At 38.7% G+C, this 25,784-nt stretch carries 16 protein-coding genes and 1 pseudogene; 8 read left to right on the plus strand and 9 right to left on the minus strand.

From position 1 onward, the window contains the following. Window positions 1–5: 5 nt before the first annotated feature. Together AC504W_RS11600 and AC504W_RS11605 are read right to left on the minus strand one after the other, a co-directional pair. Window positions 6–1,985, minus strand: coding sequence for an ATP-binding cassette domain-containing protein (locus tag AC504W_RS11600; protein ID WP_494877831.1), 1,980 nt, complete (start codon window positions 1,983–1,985; stop codon window positions 6–8). A 96-nt stretch (window positions 1,986–2,081) separates the two neighbouring features. Then, window positions 2,082–3,470 carry an HlyD family secretion protein gene (locus AC504W_RS11605; protein ID WP_494877832.1) on the minus strand — a complete coding sequence of 463 codons (1,389 nt, stop codon included), beginning with the start codon at window positions 3,468–3,470 and terminating at the stop codon, window positions 2,082–2,084. A 91-nt stretch (window positions 3,471–3,561) separates the two neighbouring features. On the opposite strand from AC504W_RS11605, the gene AC504W_RS11610 reads away from it, so the two are divergent. From AC504W_RS11610 to AC504W_RS11620, 3 genes are all read left to right on the plus strand, one after another. Further along, complete coding sequence (locus AC504W_RS11610; RefSeq protein WP_096576344.1) at window positions 3,562–4,185, plus strand: TetR/AcrR family transcriptional regulator; 624 nt, start codon at window positions 3,562–3,564, stop codon at window positions 4,183–4,185. Between the two features lie 135 nt (window positions 4,186–4,320). Next, complete coding sequence (locus tag AC504W_RS11615) at window positions 4,321–6,039, plus strand: DUF1565 domain-containing protein (RefSeq protein WP_494877833.1); 1,719 nt, start codon at window positions 4,321–4,323, stop codon at window positions 6,037–6,039. Window positions 6,040–6,157: 118 nt separating this feature from the next. Beyond that, a complete protein-coding gene (locus AC504W_RS11620; protein ID WP_494877834.1) occupies window positions 6,158–6,400 on the plus strand; it encodes a DUF6737 family protein in 243 nt (80 codons plus the stop codon). 61 nt (window positions 6,401–6,461) lie between these two features. Here the strand turns inward: AC504W_RS11620 and mrdA are convergent, their stop codons facing one another. Beyond that, window positions 6,462–8,303 carry a penicillin-binding protein 2 gene (gene mrdA / locus AC504W_RS11625; RefSeq protein WP_494877835.1) on the minus strand — a complete coding sequence of 614 codons (1,842 nt, stop codon included), beginning with the start codon at window positions 8,301–8,303 and terminating at the stop codon, window positions 6,462–6,464. A 270-nt stretch (window positions 8,304–8,573) separates the two neighbouring features. On the opposite strand from mrdA, the gene AC504W_RS11630 reads away from it, so the two are divergent. The 5 genes from AC504W_RS11630 (at window position 8,574) to AC504W_RS11650 (ending at window position 12,821) form a co-directional block, all read left to right on the plus strand. Further along, the gene (locus AC504W_RS11630; RefSeq protein WP_494877836.1) at window positions 8,574–9,701 is read left to right on the plus strand and encodes an ABC transporter ATP-binding protein; all 1,128 of its coding nucleotides are present in this window, start codon (window positions 8,574–8,576) and stop codon (window positions 9,699–9,701) included. A gap of 48 nt (window positions 9,702–9,749) precedes the next feature. Further along, window positions 9,750–10,121, plus strand: a complete 372-nt coding sequence (locus AC504W_RS11635; RefSeq protein ID WP_103124178.1) for a four helix bundle protein — start codon at window positions 9,750–9,752, stop codon at window positions 10,119–10,121. Between the two features lie 51 nt (window positions 10,122–10,172). Beyond that, the gene (locus AC504W_RS11640) at window positions 10,173–11,252 is read left to right on the plus strand and encodes an ABC transporter substrate-binding protein (RefSeq protein ID WP_494877837.1); all 1,080 of its coding nucleotides are present in this window, start codon (window positions 10,173–10,175) and stop codon (window positions 11,250–11,252) included. Between the two features lie 64 nt (window positions 11,253–11,316). Next, a complete protein-coding gene (locus AC504W_RS11645; protein ID WP_494877838.1) occupies window positions 11,317–12,219 on the plus strand; it encodes an ABC transporter permease in 903 nt (300 codons plus the stop codon). A 38-nt stretch (window positions 12,220–12,257) separates the two neighbouring features. Further along, complete coding sequence (locus AC504W_RS11650; protein ID WP_494877839.1) at window positions 12,258–12,821, plus strand: Uma2 family endonuclease; 564 nt, start codon at window positions 12,258–12,260, stop codon at window positions 12,819–12,821. An 82-nt stretch (window positions 12,822–12,903) separates the two neighbouring features. Here AC504W_RS11650 and AC504W_RS11655 read toward each other — a convergent pair. The 6 genes and pseudogenes from AC504W_RS11655 to AC504W_RS11680 form a co-directional block, all read right to left on the minus strand. Next, window positions 12,904–16,441 (minus strand): annotated as a pseudogene (locus AC504W_RS11655) (hybrid sensor histidine kinase/response regulator). Between the two features lie 86 nt (window positions 16,442–16,527). Beyond that, window positions 16,528–19,848 carry a GAF domain-containing protein gene (locus tag AC504W_RS11660; protein WP_494877841.1) on the minus strand — a complete coding sequence of 1,107 codons (3,321 nt, stop codon included), beginning with the start codon at window positions 19,846–19,848 and terminating at the stop codon, window positions 16,528–16,530. Window positions 19,849–19,938: 90 nt separating this feature from the next. Further along, window positions 19,939–20,412 carry a chemotaxis protein CheW gene (locus tag AC504W_RS11665; protein ID WP_494877842.1) on the minus strand — a complete coding sequence of 158 codons (474 nt, stop codon included), beginning with the start codon at window positions 20,410–20,412 and terminating at the stop codon, window positions 19,939–19,941. A 92-nt stretch (window positions 20,413–20,504) separates the two neighbouring features. After that, entirely contained in the window at window positions 20,505–20,867 is a 363-nt protein-coding gene (locus AC504W_RS11670; protein ID WP_096576366.1) for a response regulator transcription factor, read from the minus strand. 317 nt (window positions 20,868–21,184) lie between these two features. Next, window positions 21,185–22,390, minus strand: coding sequence for a response regulator (locus AC504W_RS11675; RefSeq protein WP_494879621.1), 1,206 nt, complete (start codon window positions 22,388–22,390; stop codon window positions 21,185–21,187). Window positions 22,391–23,124: 734 nt separating this feature from the next. Then, window positions 23,125–25,404, minus strand: a complete 2,280-nt coding sequence (locus AC504W_RS11680; protein ID WP_494877844.1) for a peptidoglycan-binding protein — start codon at window positions 25,402–25,404, stop codon at window positions 23,125–23,127. Window positions 25,405–25,784 lie beyond the last annotated feature (380 nt).

The following is a 25,784-nucleotide window of genomic DNA, read 5'->3' on the forward strand; positions in this document are numbered from 1 at the left end:
AGTTTTTAGGTTTGGGAGCGTTCTACTATGCCAATAAAGGCATCTTCTAAAGAGAAGGGTATGGGGCGGAGAGAATAAACTTGAATTTGATTGGCTTTTAATAGTTGAGTGATTTGGTTTACTTCCTGTTCGGGATTGTCGAGAACAACGTGTAAACTATCAGCAAAAATTGAAATTCGCCAAGAATCTAAGTGTTGTTTGAGTAACTTAGAAGCTGCTTGATTTTGATTGACTTTGATTTCGATTAATTTTCCTGGTTGAGAGGCTTTGATGGAACTGGGTGAACCTTCGGCGACTGTTTCGCCTGCAACCATAAAACTCATGCGGTTACACTGTTCTGCTTCTTCTAAATAGTGAGTTGTCACTAAAATCGCTGTACCGTTACGGGCGAAGTCATTAATCAGCTTCCAAAACTGGCGACGCGCTAAAGGATCTACTCCTGATGTTGGTTCATCTAAAAATAAAATATCTGGTTCGTGCATCACGGAAGCACCGAAAGCAACTCGCTGTTTCCAACCTCCGGGTAATTGTCCAGTAACGAGATTTTCTTGTCCTTCTAAGCCACAAGTAGCAATTACCCAATCAATTTTTTCTCGCCGGAGTTTGCGTGGTACGCCGTAAACTCCGCTATAAAATTCGAGGTTTTGCAGAATGGTTAAATCATCATAGAGGGTGAATTTTTGACTCATGTAACCAATGCGTCGGCGTAAGTCTGCACTCCGCAAATTTCCCGTTTCCCCACCCAGAGAAATTTCCCCACCACTGGCTTCTAACAGTCCGCACAACATTTTAATTGTGGTGGTTTTTCCCGCACCGTTAGCACCCAATAACCCAAATATTTCACCGTAGCGCACCTCAACGTTGACATCTTTGACAGCTTGAAACTTGCCAAAAATCCGACTCAGGTTGTGGGCGTAGATAGCCAGTTCTGAGCATTCAATACTCCTCTTGCTCCCCTGCTCCCCTGCTCCCCTGCTCCCTACTTCCCGCTTGCGAGAACGCGGGAAAGGAAAAAACTGCGGTACAGAACCTTGTTGACGCAGGCGGGTGACGAAGACGTTTTCTAATGTGGGTTCGCCACGCTCGATACTGGGTGAGGGTAAATCATGTTGTTGCAAGAGTTGGCGGACTTCAGTTTCTCCAGCATCTAAATCTGGAACGAGGACATCCAAGCGATCGCCAAAAATCTGCACATCTATAATATTGTTCTGTGCAGTCTGGGAAAGTATCTCTTCGGTGGCTGTTAAATTGGCGGTTCGCACTTCTAAGCGATGCAAGCCCAAGTTAGCGCGTAAATCTGCGGGTGTGCCAATTTCATGAATTTGTCCAGTGTACATCAAAGCCACACGGTGACAGCGCTCGGCTTCGTCGAGGTAAGGTGTCGCCACGACAATTGTCATCCCTTCGGCGGAAAGTTCAGCTAACACATCCCAAAATTCTCGCCGGGAAACGGGATCAACACCAGTGGTAGGTTCATCTAATAACAAAACTTCTGGTTGAGAAACTAAAGCACAACACAAAGCCAGCTTTTGTTTCATCCCTCCAGATAATTGTCCCGCCAAGCGATCGCCAAATCTATCTAAATTCATTAACTTTAAATATTTCTGGCGACGTTCCCACAGCAAATCATCCGCTACTTGCCGTAATCCTGCTGCGTAACGTAAATTCTCATCAATACTTAAATCTAAATACAGCGAAAACTGTTGGGTGAGATAACCCGTTATTAATCTGGCATCTCGCGCAGGCTGTCCAAATATCTGCACTTCCCCTGCGGTTGCTTCCATCACACCGCCTAAGATGTGAAAGGTGGTAGTTTTCCCCGCCCCATCAGGGCCAATTAGTCCAAACATCTCGCCTTTTTGGACGCTGAAATCAATCCCTCGAACGGCTGCTAAGTTGCCATAGTGCTTGTGTAATGCTTGTACTTTGATGGCGGTTGTGGTGGGGCTGGATGATGGCGGTGAGATGGTGAGTGGCTGTTTCATAATTTTTCACGCAGAGACGCAGAGGCGCAGAGAGAGTTTTGAGAGGGTTATTTGTTGAATAAACAAACTCTGATTTTTACAAGAGGTTTATTCTCTTCAACCTCCTGCCTCCTGCCCCCTGCCTCCTGCCTTCAAATTAATCTCTGCATCAGCTGGCATTCCAATTTTGGCGCAGGGTACATCTGATTGGGCGTAGGGATTTTCGGGGTTAAAGCAACCATCGGGATTTGTGACTTCGACGCGAATTCCTACTACTTGTCTGACTCGATCTTTTTGGAAATAAATATTTTCTGGTGTAAAGGAAGCTAGGGGATCAATGGCAATGACTTTGCCTTGCAGAGGCTTATCTGGGGCAGAATCCAGAATAATTTTAGTTGTTTGTCCTAGACGCACTTTGCCAATGTCACCTTCGGGGATAAAACCGCGAAAATATAATGTTTTGGGGTCAACAATTGTCAAAATCTTCGTTTGGCTGTTTACTACTGCGCCTGGTTCGGCACTCCGGGCTGTGACTACACCATCTATCGGGCTGAGGACGTTTAAATCTTTTTTAGAGTCGGCAATTTGGGTGAGGATTTGTTGTTTTGCGGCTTGGGTATCTTTGACTTTAGCTTGTGCAGATTTAACTTTAGCTTGTGCAGATTTTAGTTGGGCATAACTTTGCTGCTGTTTTCTGAATAAAGCTGTTAACTGGGCGTTGCGAATATCAGGGTTGAAGCCTGTGGTTTTGGCTTGAGTTAACGCCCCTTCAACTGCGCTTAACTGCTGACGTGCGGCGTTAACTGCGGCTTGTCTTGCTTCTAAGGTAGCTATGGCTGTGTCCAGGGTGGTTTGGGCTTGGTCAAATTGTTGTTGATTAATAGCGCCTTCTTTGACTAGTTTGGCATAGCGATCGCGGTTAATTTGCGCTAAATTTACTTCTGCTGCTGCTTGTTTAACTTGGGCTTGTGCTTGCACTAACTGGGCTTTGGCGGCTGCAACGTTTGATTGTGCTTGTTCAATTCGTCCTAGGGTATCGCCTTGAGACTGGCGCACATTCAGTTTGGCTTCGTTAATTTGGCTGGTAATTTCTTGAATTTCTCTTTCTACTCGCTCAACATCAGAAATTGCTTGCTGTGCATCCGATTCAGCCGATGCTATCCTGGCTTCTGCACCACGCAATTGGTCTTGCAGAAGTTGGTCATCGCTGTCATCCATTGTGATTAATTCTTGTCCCTTTTTGACTGCTGTGCCTTCCCTCATGGCAATTGACTCAATTCTGCCAGAACGCTTTACCCCAATCTCAGTTTCATAACCCTCAATCCGACCGCTAACTTTCAGTATATTTACTGCACCTTGGGGTTGACTATGCCAGACTGCGTAACTAATACCACCTATAACTAGCAAACCTCCAACCAGTAAAGGAATTGGTTTTTTGCGGCGCTGTTGCTTGGATACTGGGACATTTGTAAGACTTTCCGGGGGGATTGGGGTAGTCTGAGTCATAGTAGCATCCTGGATTGTCAAAATATTTTGGTCATCATACTAGACTGTCCAGTATGATACGGCAAGAGATTAGCAAAAAAATTTACTTTTCATGCCTAACTCCTTTACTTCTCAACTGGAAACTGTGTTACCTGCAATTACGCAAAAACAAGAACAAATTTTGCAAGGAGCGATTCGAGTATTTTTGCGCGAAGGTTACGCCAGAACCAGTATGGATAGAGTAAGTGCAGAAGCTGGAGTTGCAAAACAAACGATTTACAGCCACTTTCGAGACAAAGAAGGACTATTTAAAGCGTTGATGGAACGATTAACGCTCACTTGTTTTCAAAGTATTTTTTCTAACACAGAACTGCACGGCGAACCTGAAAGTTTATTGCGTCAAGTTGGTGAAACTTACTTAACCAAAGTTGCTGAGAATCCTGATTATTTGGCGCTGTTACGCTTGATTATTACTGAGGCACAAAACTTTCCCGAACTTGCCAAACTTTATAACCAAACAGTTGTACAACGCGGTCGGTTGTTGCTGAGTCAGTATTTTGCATCCCATCCCGAATTAGGTATTACCGATCCAGAAGCGATCGCCCATATTTTCATGGGTTCCCTAGTTTCTTACGTAATTATACAGGAAATGCTGTACGGTAAAGAACTCATGGACTTATCGCGCGATCGCTTGTTAGATAGTTTGATGAATTTGGTAATGAGCCAATCAAGGTAAAATAAGTAGCAAATAGCAGCTTTTCTGGAATCTACTAGCTAAATTTGGTAGTCAATGTTGCAAATTTTAGCGATAACTAGCCATTCGCAAAGTTAGCGCTAATAGTATGACTATGTATTTTTTAGCGGTATAAATATGCCTCAAACTTTTTACGTAAATCCTTTAACCGGAAATAGTACGAATTCTGGTAGCCAACAAGCACCTTTTAAAACAATTACCCAAGCCCTCAAGGTAGCCACGCCAGACACCACAATTCAACTCACAGATGGAAATTACAGCGTAGCTAGTGGAGAAGTGTTTCCCTTAACGATTCCGTCTGGTGTGAAAGTAGTTGGTAACGAAGCTAACAAAGGCAGCAGTATTTTAATTGAAGGTAGTGGTACTTACCTCAGCCGGACTTTTGCTGCTCAAAACGTCACCTTTGTTATGTTGGATGGTGCTGTACTCAGGGGAGTGAGTGTCACAAACCCAGCCAGTCGTGGTAGTGGTGTCTGGGCGGAATCAACTACTCCCACCATTGCCAATTGCACCTTCAAAAATTGTAAACGTGAGGGAGTATTCGCTACTGGTGATGCTAACCCAGTAATTCAAGGTAATGTATTTACAGAAAATGCTGCCAATGGAATTGCGATCGCTAAAAATTCCCAAGGTCAAATTCAAGATAATACCTGCGTTAAAACAGGTTTTGGCATAGCCATCAGTGATACAGCCTCACCCACACTTTTAAATAATAAATTTACCGAAAATCGTTCTGGTATCGTCGTTTCTGGTAGCGCCCGCCCCGTACTACGCAACAATGTCAGTGAAAATAATACCGACGATGGTCTGACTGTAATTTCCACTGCCCTACCAGACTTAGGCAGTGCTTCCAGTCCTGGAGGTAACATTTTCCGCAATAACGCTAAATTCGATTTACAAAATGCCAGTTCTAATCAACTGATTTCCGTTGGTAATCAAATTGACCCTAGCAAAGTCAGCGGTAATATCCAGTTTGCCAGCACACCAGTACCTACACCGACCCCTGTACCAACCCCAACACCCACGCCTACCCCTATACCAAACCCAACGCCCACGCCTACCCCTGTACCAACCCCAACACCCACGCCTACCCCTATACCAAACCCAACGCCCACGCCTACCCCTGTACCAACTCCAACACCTACACCTACTCCTGTACCAACCCCAACACCTACACCGACCCCTGTACCCGTACCTACCCCAGTTCCCACACCGACCCCTGTACCGACACCAACACCTACACCCAACCCTATAGATTTAACCGATATTGCTAATCATTGGGCAGTGGGCTTTATTCGGGAATTAGTCAAACAAGGTATAGTTAACGGTTTTCCAGACCGCACCTTTAAACCAGATGCCACGATGACCAGGGCGCAGTATGCAGCGTTAATTGTCAAAGCTTTTGCACCATCCTCCAAGCGTGCAGCAACTCAATTTAAAGATGTAGCAGCAAACTTCTGGGCAGCTAAAGTCATTCAGCAAGCATATCAGGGTCAATTTCTCTCTGGTTTTCCAGATAATACATTCCGCCCTAACCAAAATATTCAGCGTGTGCAAGTTCTGGTTTCTCTGGTTAATGGACTAGAGTTAGGCACATCTGGTAATGTTGCCAACGCGATCAAAATTTTCGATGACCAAGCCAAAATTCCTGACTATGCCAAAGATGAAGTAGCAAAAGCTATAGACAAGGGAATTATCGTCAATCATCCTAACCTGAAGCAACTCAACCCTACCCGCGATGCGACACGGGCGGAAGTAGCGGTGATGGTTTATCAAGCTTTGGTTGATGCTGACCGTGTAGCGGCGATTAATTCGCAATATATTGTGAATGGTTGATTAAACAACACAGGGGTGTAAGGGTGTAGGGGTGTAAAGTAAGAAAAGTATTGAGTTTTGAAAAACACTAATCCCTAGCTCCTCATCCCTGTTTGATTCACGCAGTCTATGATGTTTTATGTCTGAACAAAAGCCTTTAAATCCTTGGGACTATAAACCTTGGTGGTGTCAGCCTTGGTCTATAGTCTTGACATCTATAATTTTGATTAGTAGTAGTTGGTTACTATTTAAAATTGTTTGGTTAACAATTCTTGTGTCTATTCCTGTACTCACTTGGATGGGCTTTTTTGTATTTATTTGGCCACAATTGATGATTCGTAGTGGAATTTTGGAATCGTATCAAAAGGAGAATTTGGAATAGGGGCGTAAGGGTTTTGCTTAGATATATACCTAACACCCCTAAATATCACATTGATTGATGATTAATCGCCGTTAACACCATTAGCGTTTTGAGAATTGGCTGATTCTGGTTTTTGGTACTTACCGGGGTATTTATGCTGAAAATACGCTTCCAATACTTGTAAAACCATTGGCCCACAGACTGTACCACCATGATCCCCGGAATTTTCGCCAAAGGCGACAACGGTAATTTCTGGGCGATCGCTTGGGGCATAAGCACCAAACCAAGTATGATTAGGCCGACCAACACCAGCTTCTGCTGTACCACTCTTACCGGATGATGGAGCGATGGTTGGCAAATTTAAGCGTTTCCCTGTACCTTCAGTAATTACCTTTCGTAGTCCATCCCGCAGAACGTTAATAGTTGACTGGTTCATATCTAAAGATTCGCGCCAGCTTTTTGCTTCTTCGTTGTCTTTCAACAAATGAGGCTTCACACGATACCCACCATTGGCGGGAACAGAAAACATAATTGCTGATTGTAGTGGTGTCACTTGCAAAGCGCCTTGACCAATGGACATATTAATTGTGTCGCCCACAGTCCAAGGAATTTTCCAAGCTTTTTGTTTCCAATTTTCATCGGGAACCAAACCCCTAGATTCTTCACTGGGGAACTCGATTCCAGTTTTTTGACCGAAACCATACTTCTGCGCCCATGCAATTAAAGTCGGGCCACCAACACCTTTACCAACTTGATAAAAGAATGTATCACTACTCATAGCGATCGCCCTAGGAAATCCCAAAGGCCCAAACCCTGCGTGATTCCATTCCCCAAAAGTCACACCACCAACAGTCAAGGAACCATAGGTTTGCAGCACTGTTCCAGGGGAAAACTTACCCGACTCCAAGCCAGCCGTTGTGGTGACAATTTTGAAAGTACTTGCGGGAGGAAAAGCACTTAAAGCTCGATTTACTAAAGGATGGTTTTTACCTTGTACACTTTCCCAATCTTTTTGCGAGAGTTTTTGCTTAGAAAAAATATTTGGGTCAAAGCCAGGATGAGATACCATCGCTAAAACTGCACCATTTCTGGGATCAAGAGCGACAATTGCACCTTGATACTTACCTAAAGCTTTATCTGCTGCTTTTTGTAGTTCCCAATCTATCGTTAAATGTAAATCTTTACCTGATTTGGCTTGTTTTTCTCCCAAAATGCGGATTGGGCGACCTGCACCATCCACTTCCACCTGCTGACCACCCCATTCGCCGCGTAAAGTCTTCTCATAGGCCTTTTCTATGCCCATCTGACCAATGACATCACCCAGACGGTAGCCTTCTTTTTGCTTATCTTTCAACTGATCAGGTGTCAGTTCTCGTGTATAACCTAGTACATGGGCTAATTCTTGACCATGTGGATAGTAGCGCACCGCATCTGTGTTAATTTCTACATCTTTTAGTTCATTTTCATACTCTTTTAAAGCTGTAATTTGGGCTTCGCTGACATCACGCGCAATCCGAATCAGGGAAGCAGAATTAGCACCCGCTGCATCTAGCTTATGTTCCATTTCTTCTTGTGGGATACCCAGAATTTGGGATAATCTTGGCCCCACCACCGACCAAGATGGCTTAGTATGTGCCAGCGGCCATAAGTATACAGAATGGGGATATCGGGTAGTGGCTAACAACTTACCATTGCGGTCAAAAATATTACCTCGTTCTGGTTGTTTCAGAATGGTGCGAACGCGGTTAGATTCGGCACGTTTCCGCAGTTGAGATCCTTCCACGATTTGTAAATATGCTAACCGTGCTTCAATCCCCGCCAGCGTCAATAAAGTGAATCCAATTAAGAAGATTGACTGTATACCACGTCCAACAGTCCGTGTATCTTTTCTGCTATTCGGTAAAGATGATGGAAATAAAGCCATAGAACAAATAATTTTAGATTTTAGATTTTAGATTGAATAATATTCCCACTACCGACTCCCAACTCCTAAGAGTATAGAAATTCTGCAATTCAGATGCTTGGTATAGAATGCCCGAATCTTACACTTGATATTAAGCTTGTAACAATCACAAACGTATATTCCCGATCTGGGGTTTTTGGCGGATACAATAAACCAAAGTGTTATTTAAGTCTGCTTAATAGGCTACATTCACGGAAAATCAGGTTAAATCACAGCATTCTACTGAGGATTATGGCTCAATCTGTTGTGCAGAATCAGAGAGGGATTACGTCGTTTCAGCCACTGGATGTGGAACTACGTAACGTGTTTAAGTTTTTCAAGCAAGAACCAGCAGTACATGGAATAGATTTGGATGTCCGCAAAGGAGAATTTTTTAGTATTTTAGGCCCCTCCGGTTGTGGGAAGACCACAACATTACGTTTAATTGCGGGATTTGAATCAGCGGATGCAGGTAAAGTACTGATTCAAGGTCAGTCTATGACTAATGTTCCGCCTTATCGCCGCCCAGTCAATACTGTATTTCAAAGTTACGCCCTGTTCAATCACTTGAATGTCTGGGATAACATCGCCTTTGGACTGCACTTAAAAAAAATTCGCAAATCAGAAATCGAAAGTCGAGTTACAGAAGCCTTAAAACTCGTCAAAATGGAAAGTTTGCGATCGCGCTTTCCCAATCAACTGTCTGGTGGTCAACAGCAGAGGGTAGCATTAGCTAGGGCGTTAGTGAATCATCCGACTGTTGTGCTGTTAGATGAACCTTTAGGCGCTTTAGATTTAAAGCTGCGTAAAGAAATGCAAGTTGAATTATCAAACCTGCATAAAAAGTTAGGCTTAACCTTTATTTTAGTTACTCACGACCAAGAAGAAGCATTGTCTTTGAGCGATCGCATTGCGGTGATGAATCAAGGCAAAATTGAGCAAATTGGTACTCCCAGCGAAATTTACGAACGTCCCCAAACAGCTTTTGTGGCTGATTTTATTGGTGATACTAATTTATTTAGTGGTGAAATTGCTGCTGTCGAAGCTGATTGTATACAAGTTGTCACCAAAACCGGACTGAAAATTATAGTTACCCGCTATGAAGACACACCAATAGAATTGTCACAATCAGTAGTGGTAAGTGTGCGTCCAGAAAAAATCCAACTATCATTATATCCGCCTAATTTACCAAGTAATTCCTTTGAAGGCAGACTAGTTAATGTCATGTATTTGGGAACCCATGTTACTTATGTGGTGGAACTAACTAATGGGATAAATATCAACGTTTTGCAACCTAATACTTTTGGTAATTTGCCAGACAGAGACACACCAATTTACGTTTTATGGGCTGAAAGTGATTGTTTGGCTATTAGTCAATAGTCAATAGTCAATGGTCAATGGTCAATAGTCCATGTTTATACGGATGAGATGTCTAGCAAGTATTTTAAAGAATTACGGGTTTATAAATTATCAGAAAAATTATCTGATGAAATTTGGCAAATAGTTAATGAATGGGATATGTTTGCCAAAAATACAATGGGTACACAAATGGTACGTTCAGCAGATAGTATTGGGGCAAATATAGCAGAGGGAGTTGGCAGAGGTAGTTATCAAGATAATAAACGCTTTGTCAGAATGGCAAGAGGCTCGCTGAATGAAACTCAACATTGGTTAAGAAGAGCATATTGCCGTAATTTATTAACAGTTGAACAAGTAGAAACACTCAAACGTATGATTAACGAACTAGCACCACAATTAAACGCTTATCTCAAATCAATCGGCAATATACCTGAAAATTAATTAAGTATGCCATTTTTAAACTACTCTCTATTGACTATTGACTCTTGACTAATGACAAGAAGAAACTTTTTACAAAAAATAGCAGCATTTTCTAGCTTATCTTTAACTGGTTGTGGTTGGAAATTAGCTAATGTCCGTGCGGCTACAAAATCTACTCATAGTGACAAATTATATCTTTATACCTGGACACAATATTCCGACAAAAAATTACTCCAAACTTTTAGCAGCCAAACGGGGCTGCAAGTGCTTGTAGATCCTTATGATTCTAATGAAGTGATGTTAGCCAAACTATTAGCTGGAGGTGGTGGTGCTTACAGTGTAATTTACCCTTCTGACTATATGGTACAGAAGATGGTAGAGAAAAATTTATTAATCGAATTAAATCATAATCGCTTAATTGGTTTAGATAATTTATTTCCGCAATTTAAAAATCCTAGTTATGACCCAAATAATCGTTATAGTTTACCATTCAATTGGGGAACTACAGGGTTAATTTACAATTCTGAAGTTCTGCAAACAGCACCAGAAGATTGGGATTATCTCTGGCAAAATCAGTCCATACTCAACAAGCGGATGACCTTACTCAATGATGTACGGGAGGTGATGGGTGCAGTATTAAGAATGTTAGGTTATTCTTACAACTCTAAAGAGGAAGAAGAACTGAAACAAGCATATAACAAATTACAGCAATTAAAACCTGCGATCGCCTCTTTTGATACTGATGCTTGGCAAAACCAAATTCTGGCGGGAGATTTACTCTTAGCTATGTGTTACTCAGCCGATGCTATTCGGGTGATTAAAGAAAATCCTAAATTTAAATATGTGATTCCTCGCAGTGGTTCTTCCTTATGGACTGATACAATTGTCGTACCCAACAGCGCCCCAAATATTGATGGTGCTTATGCTTGGATTAACTTTATTTTGCAACCTGAAGTTGCAGCAATGATTAGTCAAAATTTGAATATTTCTACTCCTAATGGTTCTGGATTTGAACAATTACCCAAAAAACTTCAAGATAATAAAAATTTATTTCCTGAAGCCGCCCTTTTAGAAAAGTGTGAACGGATTACTCCTCTAGGTGACTTTGAGGAAGTTTATGAGCGCTACTGGACTCAATTAACTAGCGGTTAAGACAAATAAAACAAAGGCTTATAAGTTTCCCAAGTCAAACTTTAAACTTGTATTCATAAGAAATATGTCTTCTTCAATTAATCATACAGATGAGATTCCCAACATTGAAAAATTACATCGCCCTACATTTAACTTTCTACAACCCTTAGTATTACTAGCTCCGGCAGGTATTTGGTTACTATTATTACTAGTGCTACCAGCATTGATAATTTTCCAGCTAAGTTTAGTTCCCAATATTAGACCGGGAGATTTAGTCAATCCTAGTAGCTTAGAGAATTATATACGGATATTTGACCCGCTTTATTTACATGTTATTTTGCGATCGCTCTGGTTAGCCTTGGGTACAACGATCATTTGTTTAATATTCGGTTTCCCTGTTGCTTATTGGTTAGCGCAAATCGCCCCCAAAAAATGGCGTAATTTACTATTATTAGCTTTTGTTTTACCTTTGTGGACTTCTTCTTTACTCCGGTCGTATGCTTGGATTACAATTCTGCGTCGAACTGGTTTATTAAATAGTATTCTGAGTAATTTAGGCTTACCAACTTTAGACTTACTTAACCGCATCCCTGCTGTATTCATTGGTATGAGTTACAGCTTATTGCCCTACATGGTTTTAATTTTATATGCTTCTCTAGAAAAATTAGATAAGCGTTTGCTAGAAGCTGCTGCTGATTTAGGTGCAAATCCTGTCGAGACTTTTTGGAAAGTAACCGTACCCCAAGTTTCACCAGGAATAACGGCTGGTTCAATTCTCGTCTTTATTACAGGTTTAGGAGATTTTATTGACCCAGAACTCTTGGGTGGCTCTTCGAGTATGACAGCGGCGCGGTTAGTTTACAACCAATTCCTGGGAGTTACTCAAAATTGGGGTTTTGGTTCAGCATTGAGTATGTCATTAATTTTAGCGGTGAGTGTAGCGATCGCCTTTTTAATTAAATTTGGTGAACCAACACCAAGCCGATAAACTAAATCTATAGACATTCAACCCAAATTTACAGAGCTATGAATATTGCTCCAACTCAAGCTCTAACTTTAGAAGAGTTTCTCAAACTGCCAGAAACTAAGCCGAGCTTGGAATATATTAATGGAGAAATTATACCTAAATCAATGCCAAAAGGGAGACATAGTCGTTTACAAGGTAAACTATGTAGCGCAGTCAATGAAATTGCTGAAAAGCCAAAAATTGCTTACGCATTTCCTGAATTACGATGTAGTTTTGGTAATCGCTCAATTGTACCAGATGTAGCAGTGTTTCAATGGCGCAGAATACCGTTAACTATTAATGAAGAAGTACCAGATAACTTTGAACTACCACCAGACTGGACAATAGAGATTCTCTCCCCAGAACAAAAACCAAACAAAGTAATTGGTAATATTTTATATTGTTTAAAATTTGGTAGTCGTTTGGGATGGTTTCTTGATCCTGATGACCTGAGTGTTCTTGTCTTTTTACCAGAACAGCAACCAGAGTTATTTCAAGGAGAAGATACTTTACCTGTTCTACCAGAAATTGAACTAAGACTAACTGTTAATCAAATTTTTAGTTGGTTAAAAATGGGCGGTTAGATAAAATTAATTTCCTTCATAGAGAAAGGAAATAGGAAACAGGATGAAAATTTGCGACATCCTATTCTATCTTTCCAAAAGGTTAACAAGTTAATTCCATTATCAAATTATTTACTACATCTTTTTTATTAATTAAAGATGAAATTGTCGAGAGTAATTCATGCTCTAAATAAGGCTTAGTTAAGTAGGCTTTAGCACCAAGTTCTTGAGCTAGTTGACGATGTTTTTCAGCGCTACGAGACGATAAAATTACTACAGGAAGTTTAGCAATATTTGGGGTTTGCTGAATACTGGTTAATAGTTCAAATCCATTCATTCGGGGCATTTCCAAATCGGAAATAATCACTTGAATATCTGGATATTTTTGTAGCTGTTCTAGAGCTTCTATACCATTTTGTGCTTGAATTACTTGATAGCCATCTCGCTGCAAAGTCAGAGAGAGAGTTTGTCTCAAACTAATAGCATCATCCACTACTAAAACTACCTTTGGGGCTTGGTAAATAGGTTCTACTGGCTCAGATAATGGTATTTCTTGAGCATTTGAATTACTAGATATAGATAAATTTTCAGATATTGGCAAAGCGGCTTGATCAGGCGCAACCATTGGTAGCACTGTCAGTTCAGGCGCGGCTTGTATATGGTAAGACTCTAACAGTAGAGCGCCATCAATCACTAAAATGAGATTTCCATTAGCAGAACTACTACAACCGTAAACATATTTTGGTGGCGCGATCGCATTTCCCAATGGTCTAATTACTAGTTCTTGTTCGCCAATTATTTGGTCAACTTCTAATCCAAAAATACTCTGATTACACCTGAGTATTAATACAGGATTATTCATCAATCTTGTGTCAAGAGTAGTTTGTATATTATGAAAACTATTACTCTTAACAGAAGAACAGTTATAAGCTATTAATTCAGAAAGTGGATGTAAATTGATCAAAGTTTCATCTTGGTCTGTATTCCAGTGTAAAACTTTTTTACCTTCAAATTCCCTAATTTGTTGCGGGGCTGGAATGACAATTTTTTCCACACTATCTAGTAATAGTGCATAAACAACGCCTCCCGCTTGAACTAGCATCAATTGATCAGTAGTCATAGAAAAAGGTATTTTGAGTGTGAATTTTGTACCTTGGTGCTGCAAAGTTTGGACTGAAATCGAACCATCAAGCGCTTCCATTTGAGAACGCACAATATCCAATCCTATACCGCGTCCGGAAATTTTACTCACATGTTCGGCTGTAGATAATCCCGGCGCAAACATCAAATCTAATAATTCTGATTTACCTTCATTAGATGTAGCAAGATTCATCTCAATAGCTTTTTTCTGAATGCTTTCCAGATTTAATCCTTGTCCATCATCTTGAACTTCAATTATAGTTTGGCTACTTTGATGATATGCTCGGATTGTAATTAAACCTTGTTCTGGCTTACCCTGTTCCCGGCGTATTTGGGGAGATTCTATCCCGTGATCAAAAGCATTGCGTACTAGGTGTAATAGTGGATCATACAGTTTTTCGGCGATCGCTTTATCCACTAGCACCTCTGTACCAATAAGTTGTAATTTTACATTTTTATGATAAAGATTGGCTAACTTCTTGACCATTGAGGGAAAACGATGCAAGATATCACCCAAAGGTAACATTCTGGCTTCTACCAACTTATCAATAATAGTAAAAACTAAATTTTGTTTTTGATCACTTACTTGAACGGCTTGTTTAATAATTAAATCCAGAGATTCTGTAGTTTCTTGTAGTTGTAGAGTTTCTTCTAGTGCTGCGTGTAGTGATAAATTAAATTCTGTGTATACATCCATTTCCAGTGAGTCAAATTTCACTGCTGCAAAATTTTGTATGGATTGATTAGTAATATTTGGCAACTGTAGTGGTAAATCTTTTAACTGATTTAATAATATTTGATGTCTACCAAGCTGCTTTGATAATTGTTCAACTACTTCTTGTAGTTGTTCATCATGAAGGGTGCGTTTCTTTTGATGAATCAGCAATTCGCCTGCTAGGTAATTGAGGTTTCTTAATCCTTCAACATCAACACGGACAAATGAAGCTTGGCGTGAATGTTGAGTTCTGTTAATATGAATATTTTCATCTTCTAGCTTATTAAGCTTACTTTCTGTTTCTGTGACTAGCTCTAAACTTGGTTGTTCTTTAACTTGTTCAGTAATTTTAACTAATTGTTCATTTTGAATATTTCCATCTACCGTTTCTCCTCCCCAGATAGATTCTAAAAAGTTATCTGTCTCAGCAAAAATAGGTTTTGATATTTCATCAACAACTAAAATACTTTGTAATCTTGGATGATCTAACCAATTCTTTTCTTGACTATTGACAGGTGGATAATTTTTATATTCTTGGGCTAATATCAGAATTTGTTTTTGCAATTTTCTGGTTAAAAGACTATAACTCTCATGCTTATCATTGCTGTACTCAAATTTAGCAACTGCAAGTAGCAAAATTAAAATAATTCCGTGGCGATACAAGCAAAGGCTATAACTGTCTTCTTGATTCTGCACAAAATTTAAAAATTCTTTTAACCAGTTTTCAATATAATTTATTTGATTTTCAGTATCTAACTTGGGAATGAGTAGAGATAAATTAAGTTCTTGCTTAGGTATCTGTCTCTGATGCTGAAACCAACTCAAAATATATTGAACTAACTTGAGGTAAAATTCAGCTGTTGTTGGCTGAATCCGTTCATGATTGTGGTTGCTAGATATAGTTAAAAATTGGTAAAATTCTTCCGCAGTTTTGAGTAAATGGCAAGTAGGCGAATTATCTTGAACGTCTGGAGATAAATGTTCTGGTTTAACTAGTTGTGTGAGATTTTGCCAAGCTGGAGATATTATATCAACACAAGTGCGATCGCCTGATAATACTGCTGTCTGTACTGCTTGTAAATCTTGCAGCGTCAGTTTCGCAATTTGCTGAACTTCAGCAGGTTTGGCTTGCAGCGCAGCCATAATTGTTTGCGCGAATTCTGCTAATCCACGTAAATCTAGAGATTGTGCCAAGCCAAGAAATACTTCTGCTTGGGAGGTTAAAAACTCTCTAAATTCTTCATCATTAGGAGGATGATTAATAGTTGCACTAATATTTTCAATGCGTTGTTGGACTCCTACTTCAAAGATTGATCCGAACAACATCAAATCCTAATTCTTGAGAAGTTGGAATGTAATTATCCGTACCAAAAGCATCACCAAGTTTTTCTTGTAACTGTGTAAAAATATCAGTTGCTCTTCCAATAATTTCTTCAACATTAATGGCACTGCTGGTTAATTCTGCGGTTAAGGCTAGACGCAAACACTCATAAGATTTAAGTAAGAGTGTATGTAAATCAGCATCAATAATTATATCTGGATTATATAAAGCTTTAAATACATCTTCTAGAGAGTGGGCAATTATTTGAATTGCTTCTAGTCCAACAGTAGCAGCACCGCCTTTGAGTGTATGCGTTGCCCGCATTAAAGCATGAACTTTATTCTTTCTATTACCATCCTCTTCTGCAAAACCTATAAGCTCTTGCTCAATTGTTTGTAACAATTCTGGGGCTTCTGATAGAAAATAAACATAACCTTGTTCGCGGATTTCAGCATCTGTAATCATAATTGGGAAATGGAGAGTGGTGGATGGAGATTTGGGAGTTGGGAGTGGTAAATCATCAAAACTGCCTACTCCCTTATCCCGATTACTTAATTAACTTTGAACTTACTTGCAGCTGTTAATAGTTCTTGCGCCATCCCTAATAAATCTTGGAAAATGGCAGCAATTTCTTGAGATTCAGCAAAGGTTTTGTTAGCAATTTCTGCAACATCTTGCATTGAGTTAGTAACAGTTTCAGACTGACCCATTTGTGTTTGAGTAGCTGCGGTAATTTGCTGGATTAATTGGCTAATTTCAGCAGTTGCCGAAACAATGGCATTCAAGTTTTGTCGGGTTTCGCTGACTAGATTTGTACCTTCTACAACTTGCTGAATACCTGTTTCCATTGCTACTGCAACTTCTCCAGTTTCTGCTTGAATTTCTTGAACTAATTTTTCAATTTCAATTGTTGCTGCTGCTGATTGACGAGATAAAGAACGGACTTCATCAGCTACTACTGCAAAGCCTTTACCATATTCACCAGCACGGGTTGCTTCAATGGCTGCATTTAGTGCTAAAACGTTAGTTTGGGTGGCAAAATTGCTAATCAAATTTACTACTTTTGAGATTTTTTGTGAAGATTCACTCAACCGCTTAATCTTCTTGCTGGTTTGAGCAACAGTTTCACGAATTGCTTCAATGGCTTTAACAGTTTGGTTCATAGCTGTATCACCAGACTCTACCGTTTGGTTAGCTTTTTTTACCGCTACTTGTACCAATTGGGCGTTAGCTACCACTGCTTGAGTAGAATCTACCATTTGTTGAATATCGCCCAAAGCAGAGGTAATTTCTTCAGACTGTTGTTGTGCTAAATTGTTTAGTCCAGCAAGAGAAGCATTACTATTGGCAGAAGTTTGCGCTACTTGTTGAGATGCTATTTGGACGTGAATTACTATTTGCCGCAGTGCTTGTAGAGTATTGTTGTAAGCATCGGCAATAGTGCCTAGTTCGTCTTCTGTGATGGGCGCACGGACGGTTAAATCACCATCTAAAGCAGGCCGAAGTGCCATTAACAGTTGAATAGATCTTTGTTGCAATAATTCTTTGGCGGCTTTTTCTCGTGCAGCTGCTTCTGCTAATTGTGCTGACTGCGCCTGTAGTTGTTGCAAATATTCAGTCTGTTGTAATGCTAATCCTAATTGATCACCAATCCGGGCTAACAAGCTGACTTGTGATTCTTCCCATTCACGAGTGCTTGAATTTTGATAAGCTGCCAATAAACCCCATAATTTTTCACCAAAGAAGATAGGAACAATTACATAAGCTCTAACTTCAAATTGCTCTAAAATTTCGATGTGACATTGAGAATGACCTACCTGGTAAATGTCATTGACGACAAAGTTTTCACCTTTGGCGTATCGTCCCCCTTGAGTTTCTTGGAGATGGGTATCTTCCCAGACTGTTTTAATATCTAGTCCTACAAGTTTGACCCAATTATGACCAACTGACTCAGCAATAAACTCACCACTCCAGTCAGAATTGAAGCGATACACAGCCATGCGATCGCATCGTAATAATTGTCGAACTTCTTGAGTTGTAATTTTGAAGATTTCATCTACATCTATAGATTGTCTAATTCGGTTAACTATCTTAGTAAAAGCTTTTTCTTGTTCAGCTATCTGAGTTAATTTTTCAGATTTAAGTCGCACTTGTTCTAAATGCTCTATTTGTAATTTAGCGATGCTAAATTGCAAGGCTATCTGATTTAAAAAGTTGACTTCCCAAGGGTGCCATTCACGGCTTTCAGAGTTTTGATAAGCTGCTAACAAACCCCATAATTGTTCACCAAAAAAGATAGGGACAATAATATAAGCTTTAGCTTCAAATTGTTCTAAAATTTCGATATGACAGGAAGCTAGACCAATTTTGTAGATATCATTAACTACAAAATTTTCACCTCTAACATATCGACCTCCTTGAGTTTCTTGCAGATAAGTATCGTCTAAGACTGTTTTGATATTTGGCCCTACCAATTTTACCCAATTGTTACCTACTGACTCAGCAACAAACTCACCGCCCCAGTCTGGATTGAAACGATAAACAGCAACGCGATCGCATCTTAATGATTGTCTAACTTCTTGGGTAGTTGTTTTAAAAACACTTTCTACATCTTGAGATTGGCGAATACGGTTGACTATCTTGGTTAAAGCTTTTTCTTGTTGGGCAATCTGGACTAATTGTTGCGATTGCACTTGCATTTGTTCGAGATACTCTGCATGGGAAATCGCTACACCAAAATGCAAGCCAATTTGCTCTAAAAAGTTAGCTTCCCACTCTTGCCAATTACGAGTACCAGAATTTTGATAAGCTGCTAACAAACCCCACAATTTTTCTCCGGCAAATACAGGAACTATCACATAAGCTTTGACTTCAAACTGTTCTAAAATTTCGATATGGCATTGAAAATGACCTGCCTGATAAATATCATTAACAACAAAGCTTTCATGGTGGCGATAACGTCCGCCTTGAGTTTCTTGTAAATGGGTATCTTCCCAAACAGTTTTAATACCTAGCCCTACTAATTTTATCCAACCATGCCCAACTGATTCGGCGACAAATTCGCCACTCCAATCAGAATTAAAGCGGTATACACCTACGCGATCGCAGCGTAATAACTGCCTAATTTCTTGAGTAGTGGTTTGAAAAATCTTTTCAATATCGGATACTTGAATAATCTTATCAATAACTTTCGCTACTGATTTTTTAGCCTGAGTTCTCAGTTGTAATTCTCTATGGAATTCAAAACTGTGTAATTTATACGCTAATTCTGTGGTAACTTGAGCTAAAAAAGTAATTTCTGTTTCCTGCCATTGTCTGATATAAGAACAAGTATTAACAGCAAGTAATCCCCAGACTTTATCTTCAAGTACAATTGGTAAACTTAAACTCGCTTTAATTTGATATTTATCAAGTAATTGTTTTTGATAAGGTGTAACTTGGATTTGGTCGATATCGTCAATTGCTACAGATTCTAAATAATCTTGATTGTTATGTAAACCAAACAGCATTCCTGGAAGATTTTCACCTAACATAGGTGTCCAACCTAGAGTTCTCGATTCTGCTAAGATCGTGCCAGAATCGATAGAAGTAAACTGATAAATTAAGACGCGATCGCAATTAAATTTTTCTCTAACTTGATTTACTGTAACTTTAAGCAATGTATCTATATTTGTGCTTTGACGCATCAAATTTGTTACAGATTGCAGTTGCTGCCGCCACATTTTAAATTCTTGAGCAACTGTATTGACTGTAGTTAATTCATTATTCTGAATCTTTGTAGTTATCTCATTGGTATATTGATTTTCTATTCCTTCTACTTCAGTGAGTATGTGTTCATGTCCTTCTTGACCGTTATGATATGTAAATGTCATTTTAAATTACCTCTCTTCCCTTATTAAATTATTTGTCGATTTCCGCTTTTACTTGTACTTGTACTTGTGGTAAAGATTCAAATCTCCATCTCAATTAATGCTCACCCACATAGGAGATTTAACAATCGCTACTGCATCTAAACTAAGAACCATTTCTTCAACAGCATTGATAAAGTAACCTTGGAGAAAAGCTGAAATTTTAGGTGAAAATAAATCAGCAGATGACTGCTTCATTTGCTGAGATTCTAACCACTCAATATCCATCATATTTCTGACTAAAAATCCGAGATTTTTGCCATCAACTTCTAAAATGATTGCCATCATTTTGGAAAGAAAATTAACTCCTCGCAAAAGTGATGGATAACCTAGCATCTCCTCTAAGTCAACTAACCAAAGCATTTCACCCCGCCAGTTATAGATACCTAGAACGCAACTAGGCATTTGTGGTACACCACATATATCTACCAATGAGACCTGTAAAACTTCGGCAATGTGTTGTAATGAGATGACAGCCTGATCATTACTACCTAAAGTAAAACTTAAAAATTTTTGCTGAGTTTCCAAGATTAATTAGCCCTTTAATTAGTGAGATATTTTTATTTAATTCAAATTAATCAAAATATTGATCAATAACTTGAATTACATACTTAACGCTCTTACGGAAGTAATTGCTTCAGTGTTTTCACTAATTCTTCTTTATCAATTGGCTTAGATAAATAAGCCTCTGCGCCTAACATATTGCCCCACATTTTATCTACATCACTATTTTTAGTTGAACAAAAAACAACAGGTATTTTTTTAGTTTCGGTGTTAGCTTTTAGCTCCCGACAAATTTCAAACCCACTTTTTCCTGGCAAAATTACATCTAGAAATATTACATCTGGTTTAGCTCTTTGTATCTTGTCTTGAGCTTCTTCACTACTTGTTGCACTGATTACCGAATAACCAGCTTGTTGTAAATAGCGGCTGAGTATTTCCATATCTGTTAAACCATCTTCAACAACTAAAATAGTATTCATAGAAATTTCCTACTAAATTAACTTACAAATAAAAACAAAAACTTCAAATATATATTCACCGAGATATCTGAGTTTTTTCTTTATTTAATTTTGATTGATTATTTTTATAAATGTTATAGAAAAAACACTTACTTTTAGATTGTTTTGTAAAAAATCTAGAAAAAATTAACACTTTCTCAAAACAAAGAGAAAGTGACATAGTTTAAACAAACTAAAGTTTGTTTAAACTACTAGACTAAGCTGGATAAATATCTATTTATATGTTTTGTAACTAGTTACTAGCAATTTTCATCAGAGTAACAATCTGTAGTCGATAACTAATGTCCTAAAGATATCTCTAAACTAGATGTATTCTGATTGGTGGATGGTGTAACTTTTGAAGGTGTTTGGACTTGCAGGTATTTACGTATCACACTCATGACTTTATCCGCAGCGACAGGTTTAGTCAAAAAATCGGTAGAACCAACAACTTTAGCGCGGACTCTATCTAATAAACCATCATTGCCTGTTAAGATAATCACAGGTGTATTAGCAAAAGTAGATACTCGTCGTAACTGAGTACAAATTTCGTAACCACTTGCAACTGGCATAATTAAATCTAAAAAGATTAGATCTGGTTTATTTTGAATGAGAGTTGGGAGTGCTTGGATGGGGTCTTGAATTTTGATGAATCTTAAGCCATGAGAAGTCACAATATCTTCTAGCATTTTACAGACTTGGGGACTATCATCTACACAGGCTACCAATGGAATATCAGATTTTTTGGTTTGTGTGGAAACAGATGTACTATCAACTTCAGCAGACAATAAAGGTAAGTCTGGTACTTCTATTAATTCAATAATGCCTTTGAGAATATAGGGAAGTAATGAACGAGTGACAGGTAGAACATTCTGCTTCATTTTTGCAGCTAAATCTCGCAGTGTTTGTTTACCATTCATCAAATTGACGAAGTTATTGTAAACAGATGGACTTACCTGTTGTTGGAGTTGTTCTGGTATCCTGAGAATTGGTGCTAAGTCGGGAGAAAAGTTTGCCAAGCCTGCTTCTGACCAACTTTTCCACGAGTCTTGCATCTGTTTAACAGATAAATCTGCACTAGTGAAACTCATTGGTGTTTCTAAAATGGTATCTTGGTTGCGATCGCAACTAAACGCAACAAAATCTGTATGCTGGGCTAAATCAAATAACAATTCGGTAATTGTACTTTCTACAATCGCTTGAATTTGTTCTCTTTGAATTTTTTGCCTTTTGTATAGAATTTCTAACAGGCGATAATCCCAATAATTAACTACGAAATCTTGCTGGCGAAACTGAATTTTATCCAGATCAATTTGTGGACAATATTGTGCCATATATCTTCGCCAGCGCCGAAAAGGATGAGTACCGCCTACAGCCCAAACTATCCGCCCTAAGCGATAATAAAAAGACCAATTTTGTCCTTTAACACTTTTAATATTCAGCTGACCATTGTATTGCAGCTGAGTGCAAGTTTTAAATTCATTAATTATGTTGATTGATACCATTAGTTCCGGATGGGTGAGTCATACTTTTTCATCTGATGCACAAGTTAGCTTACCAAAATCCACATTAGCCATAGAGTCCTTTTCCAGCACTTAGAAGCTTGCCAAATTGTTTGCAACCTTCGCTTTTATATGGCTATTTTATGGATATTGATATCTCGCCTTCGTTCAGCAAAATGGAATAGAGTCAGAAAAACAGTCAAAGAAAATTTTATATTAGTAAAAAACTTATCTAATACAAACTTTTGGTCAGTTATTACCCAACTAAGCTAATTTTTTATTTAAAAGTTGAATTGTTATATTTCAACAATAAAATTTTATTAATATTATCTTAAACAACTTTAATTCCAGAAATAACCGTGTAAATCCTGATTTTTAAATCATCAAGCAACTTATATATTATCAAGATAATGCTTTTATTATTTAAATTTTGTAACGAAATATTTAGTGTTATCAATGTTCAGGTTAGTTAATAGTTCTTGATTAATCAATTGGATAAATAAGTTTATTTACGCATGATACCTCTTAATTTTAGTAAGTAGGAAAATTATTTGATTTGCCAAAAGCTGAAAACTGTTCGCCTTTATAGAAAAAAGGTTTTAGAGTTTTAGTACAATCATCTATAGGCTTGGTTTTTTGAGTTGGAAATTTTAACTCTAGAAAGCTGTCTCTCCTATCCATAGCAGTCACTAAAATCTGATAGTGAGAGACAGTTAATATTTATGCAAAACTATCACTTAATCCTGAAATACCATAATATTACCGGAATAACAGGCAACCCAAACTTCTCTTGTTTGTGGGTCGTAAGTAATTCCAATAGGATTAGCACCAACAGTAATCTTTTGCATGACTTTCATATCATTAGTGCGAACTTTACTAATTGTGTTATCGCTGTAGTTAACAACATAAAGCCGTTGTCCATCATCAGATAACACCATACTGCGTGGTGCATTACCTGTAGAAACTTTACCTATTAACTTACCTTGTGGTAACTGAATTTTGGCGATTTTGCCTTCCCCATTTAAAGAAGCATAGAGATATTTACCAGTTGGGTCTATATTTAAATGTCTTGGTGCATTACCAATATTTTTCAGCCATTTGACTGAAAAGTTTTTTAGGTCAACTGAAGCAATATCATAAGAACCCATAACAGCTACATAAGCCTTATCTGCAACTGTATCTATTGCTATACCACGAGGATAAGGGCCAAGGGGGATTCTTTTGATTTCCTTATTTTTGGCAGTATCTACAACACTCAAATCCCAAGAACACCAATTACTAACGAGTACCAAACCTTCATTATTAGATGTAGCAACAAATTTAGGCACAGACCCGACTTGAACAACGTGGTCAATTTCTAAAGAGTCAGTGTTTATCCGATACAAAAAACTCTTATCAGTTTTTTGCGAGGGATTACATTTATCACTACCAGGATTATTAAATCCTGTCCCATACATTTGGTAGTTAGAAATCCAGGCGTACTTCCCATCTTGAGAAAAACTAGCTTCAACAGGTGCGCCTTGATAATTACCTTTAAATTTAGAGTAACCAAATTTTGATAAATCAACTTTATCAGGAATAACTTTGACTAATTTATGTTGGCGATTGTATACAGTTATTGTGTGGTTGTACATCATATTTTGGGCAAAAAATAACCCATTTCCTGAATGTACAATAGATTTTGGTGAAATTCTGCCAGAAATAGTCTTCTTGATTGTCATTTTACTAGAATGACTGGTGGCAGTTTTCTGAATATTGTCTTTTTGGGCAGAAGTGTCTAATGGAAAATTTTCACTTACGAGTTGAGTTAAATCAGACTCAGACGCAGATGCTATTAATGTTTTTTCTATGTTTGAATTTTCTAATTGTGGAGTCTGATTTTTAACTAGAGAATTGTCATTGGTAGGTTGATTAGTATCATTGGCGAATTTTATAGAATTAGCTTTTGGCGATGGTTTGGTTTGTTCTTTGATGGGATTTTTGAGTTGTTTAGATTTATCTGGAATTAGAGAATTTTGATGTGCAGTTTGAGGAGTTGGGGAAGCAGATTTAATAGATTTAGATTTCATGACTGCGAATGTTTTCGGCCCAACAATCCCATCAGTTATCAGTCCATGAGCTTTTTGGAATTTCAGCACAGCTATTTCTGTGGCTGCATCAAAAGACCCTGTAATTGATTGTTCTAGATATCCAGATGCTTGCAGTTGTTGTTGAATCAACTTCACCTCTGCACTGATATCACCTCTGCGTAACAGTGAAATCTGAGGCGATCGCACTTTTGGTGAACTAACTACAGCAGGTGTGATAGGCTGAGACGGTGCAGCAGCTTGCTGAGTTTTACCAGATTCTATTGCTGTTAATGTCCGAGCATCAACAATTCCATTAGCAAATAGTCCGTAAGCTTTCTGAAATTTAATCACTGCTTCTTCCGTCGCAGCGTTAAAATCTCCGGTGATGGGTTGGTCAAAATATCCTGCTGCTTGCAATTTCCGCTGAATTGACATCACTTCATAACTAAGATCACCCCTTTGTAAAACTACCTGAGAACTAAGAGGTTGTGACTTTTTCGGAGTACTTTTAGTTACAGAAGGTTTTGTTTTAACAACAGATGCAGTCGCCGTTCCCAAACCAGATTCTAGTACAGCCAATGTCTGAGAACCAACCACCCCATCAGCTTTTAATCCATGCGCTTTTTGAAATTTGACGATAGCAGCCTCTGTCACAGGGCCAAAATATCCAGTTACAGGTTGTTTGAAATATCCAGATGCTTGCAGTTTTTGTTGTAACGATGCGACTTGTGAATTTTTTTCGCCTTTTTTTAGCGCCTGCGCCGGGTTACTCCAACCCAAAGAACTAATCCCAAAAGCACAAGAAATAAATAGCGTAAACGCTCCACGTCCTTCTGCTACCCAACTTAGTTCTGGATAACATAAATCAGAATCGGCAATATTTTCCTGTTCTGAATTCACAGACGTTTCGTAGATTTCAGCTAAATGCAGGTAAGCGAGTGTATCCATAGTTAAAGAATACCCAAGATTAAGTAAAAGTTAAGATATTTTGCCGCCATAGGAACTGAAAAACTTTTGAGATGCTTAGACACCATTGATTTTACTTACAACCAAGTATCATATAACACTTTTTATAACTATGCTAATGCCAGCTTACAAAAGATAAAAGTCTTGAGGTTAACTGCGTGTATTTACATCAACGCTTCTGAATTCTGAGTAACGAGGAGCATAACTATAATTTTACTAAGAACTTCAATATCTTGATGGCTGATGCGCTGAGATTCCTGGTAAACTCGGCACACTACGCAGATCTACTCATTACCCATCATTCCTAACAGAGCAACTACAACGAGAGGGAAAATGCCAATTTCCTATATTTGGCACAGCCA

Source organism: Nostoc sp. C96 (genome assembly GCF_059384975.1).

Coding starts and splice junctions, on each gene's coding strand:
- AC504W_RS11600 (WP_494877831.1), bottom strand. CDS start 1,985: ATGAAACAGCCACTCACCATCTCACCGCCATCATCCAGCCCCACCACA.
- AC504W_RS11605 (WP_494877832.1), bottom strand. CDS start 3,470: ATGACTCAGACTACCCCAATCCCCCCGGAAAGTCTTACAAATGTCCCA.
- AC504W_RS11610 (WP_096576344.1), top strand. CDS start 3,562: ATGCCTAACTCCTTTACTTCTCAACTGGAAACTGTGTTACCTGCAATT.
- AC504W_RS11615 (WP_494877833.1), top strand. CDS start 4,321: ATGCCTCAAACTTTTTACGTAAATCCTTTAACCGGAAATAGTACGAAT.
- AC504W_RS11620 (WP_494877834.1), top strand. CDS start 6,158: ATGTCTGAACAAAAGCCTTTAAATCCTTGGGACTATAAACCTTGGTGG.
- mrdA (WP_494877835.1), bottom strand. CDS start 8,303: ATGGCTTTATTTCCATCATCTTTACCGAATAGCAGAAAAGATACACGG.
- AC504W_RS11630 (WP_494877836.1), top strand. CDS start 8,574: ATGGCTCAATCTGTTGTGCAGAATCAGAGAGGGATTACGTCGTTTCAG.
- AC504W_RS11635 (WP_103124178.1), top strand. CDS start 9,750: ATGTCTAGCAAGTATTTTAAAGAATTACGGGTTTATAAATTATCAGAA.
- AC504W_RS11640 (WP_494877837.1), top strand. CDS start 10,173: ATGACAAGAAGAAACTTTTTACAAAAAATAGCAGCATTTTCTAGCTTA.
- AC504W_RS11645 (WP_494877838.1), top strand. CDS start 11,317: ATGTCTTCTTCAATTAATCATACAGATGAGATTCCCAACATTGAAAAA.
- AC504W_RS11650 (WP_494877839.1), top strand. CDS start 12,258: ATGAATATTGCTCCAACTCAAGCTCTAACTTTAGAAGAGTTTCTCAAA.
- AC504W_RS11660 (WP_494877841.1), bottom strand. CDS start 19,848: ATGACATTTACATATCATAACGGTCAAGAAGGACATGAACACATACTC.
- AC504W_RS11670 (WP_096576366.1), bottom strand. CDS start 20,867: ATGAATACTATTTTAGTTGTTGAAGATGGTTTAACAGATATGGAAATA.
- AC504W_RS11675 (WP_494879621.1), bottom strand. CDS start 22,390: ATGGTATCAATCAACATAATTAATGAATTTAAAACTTGCACTCAGCTG.
- AC504W_RS11680 (WP_494877844.1), bottom strand. CDS start 25,404: ATGGATACACTCGCTTACCTGCATTTAGCTGAAATCTACGAAACGTCT.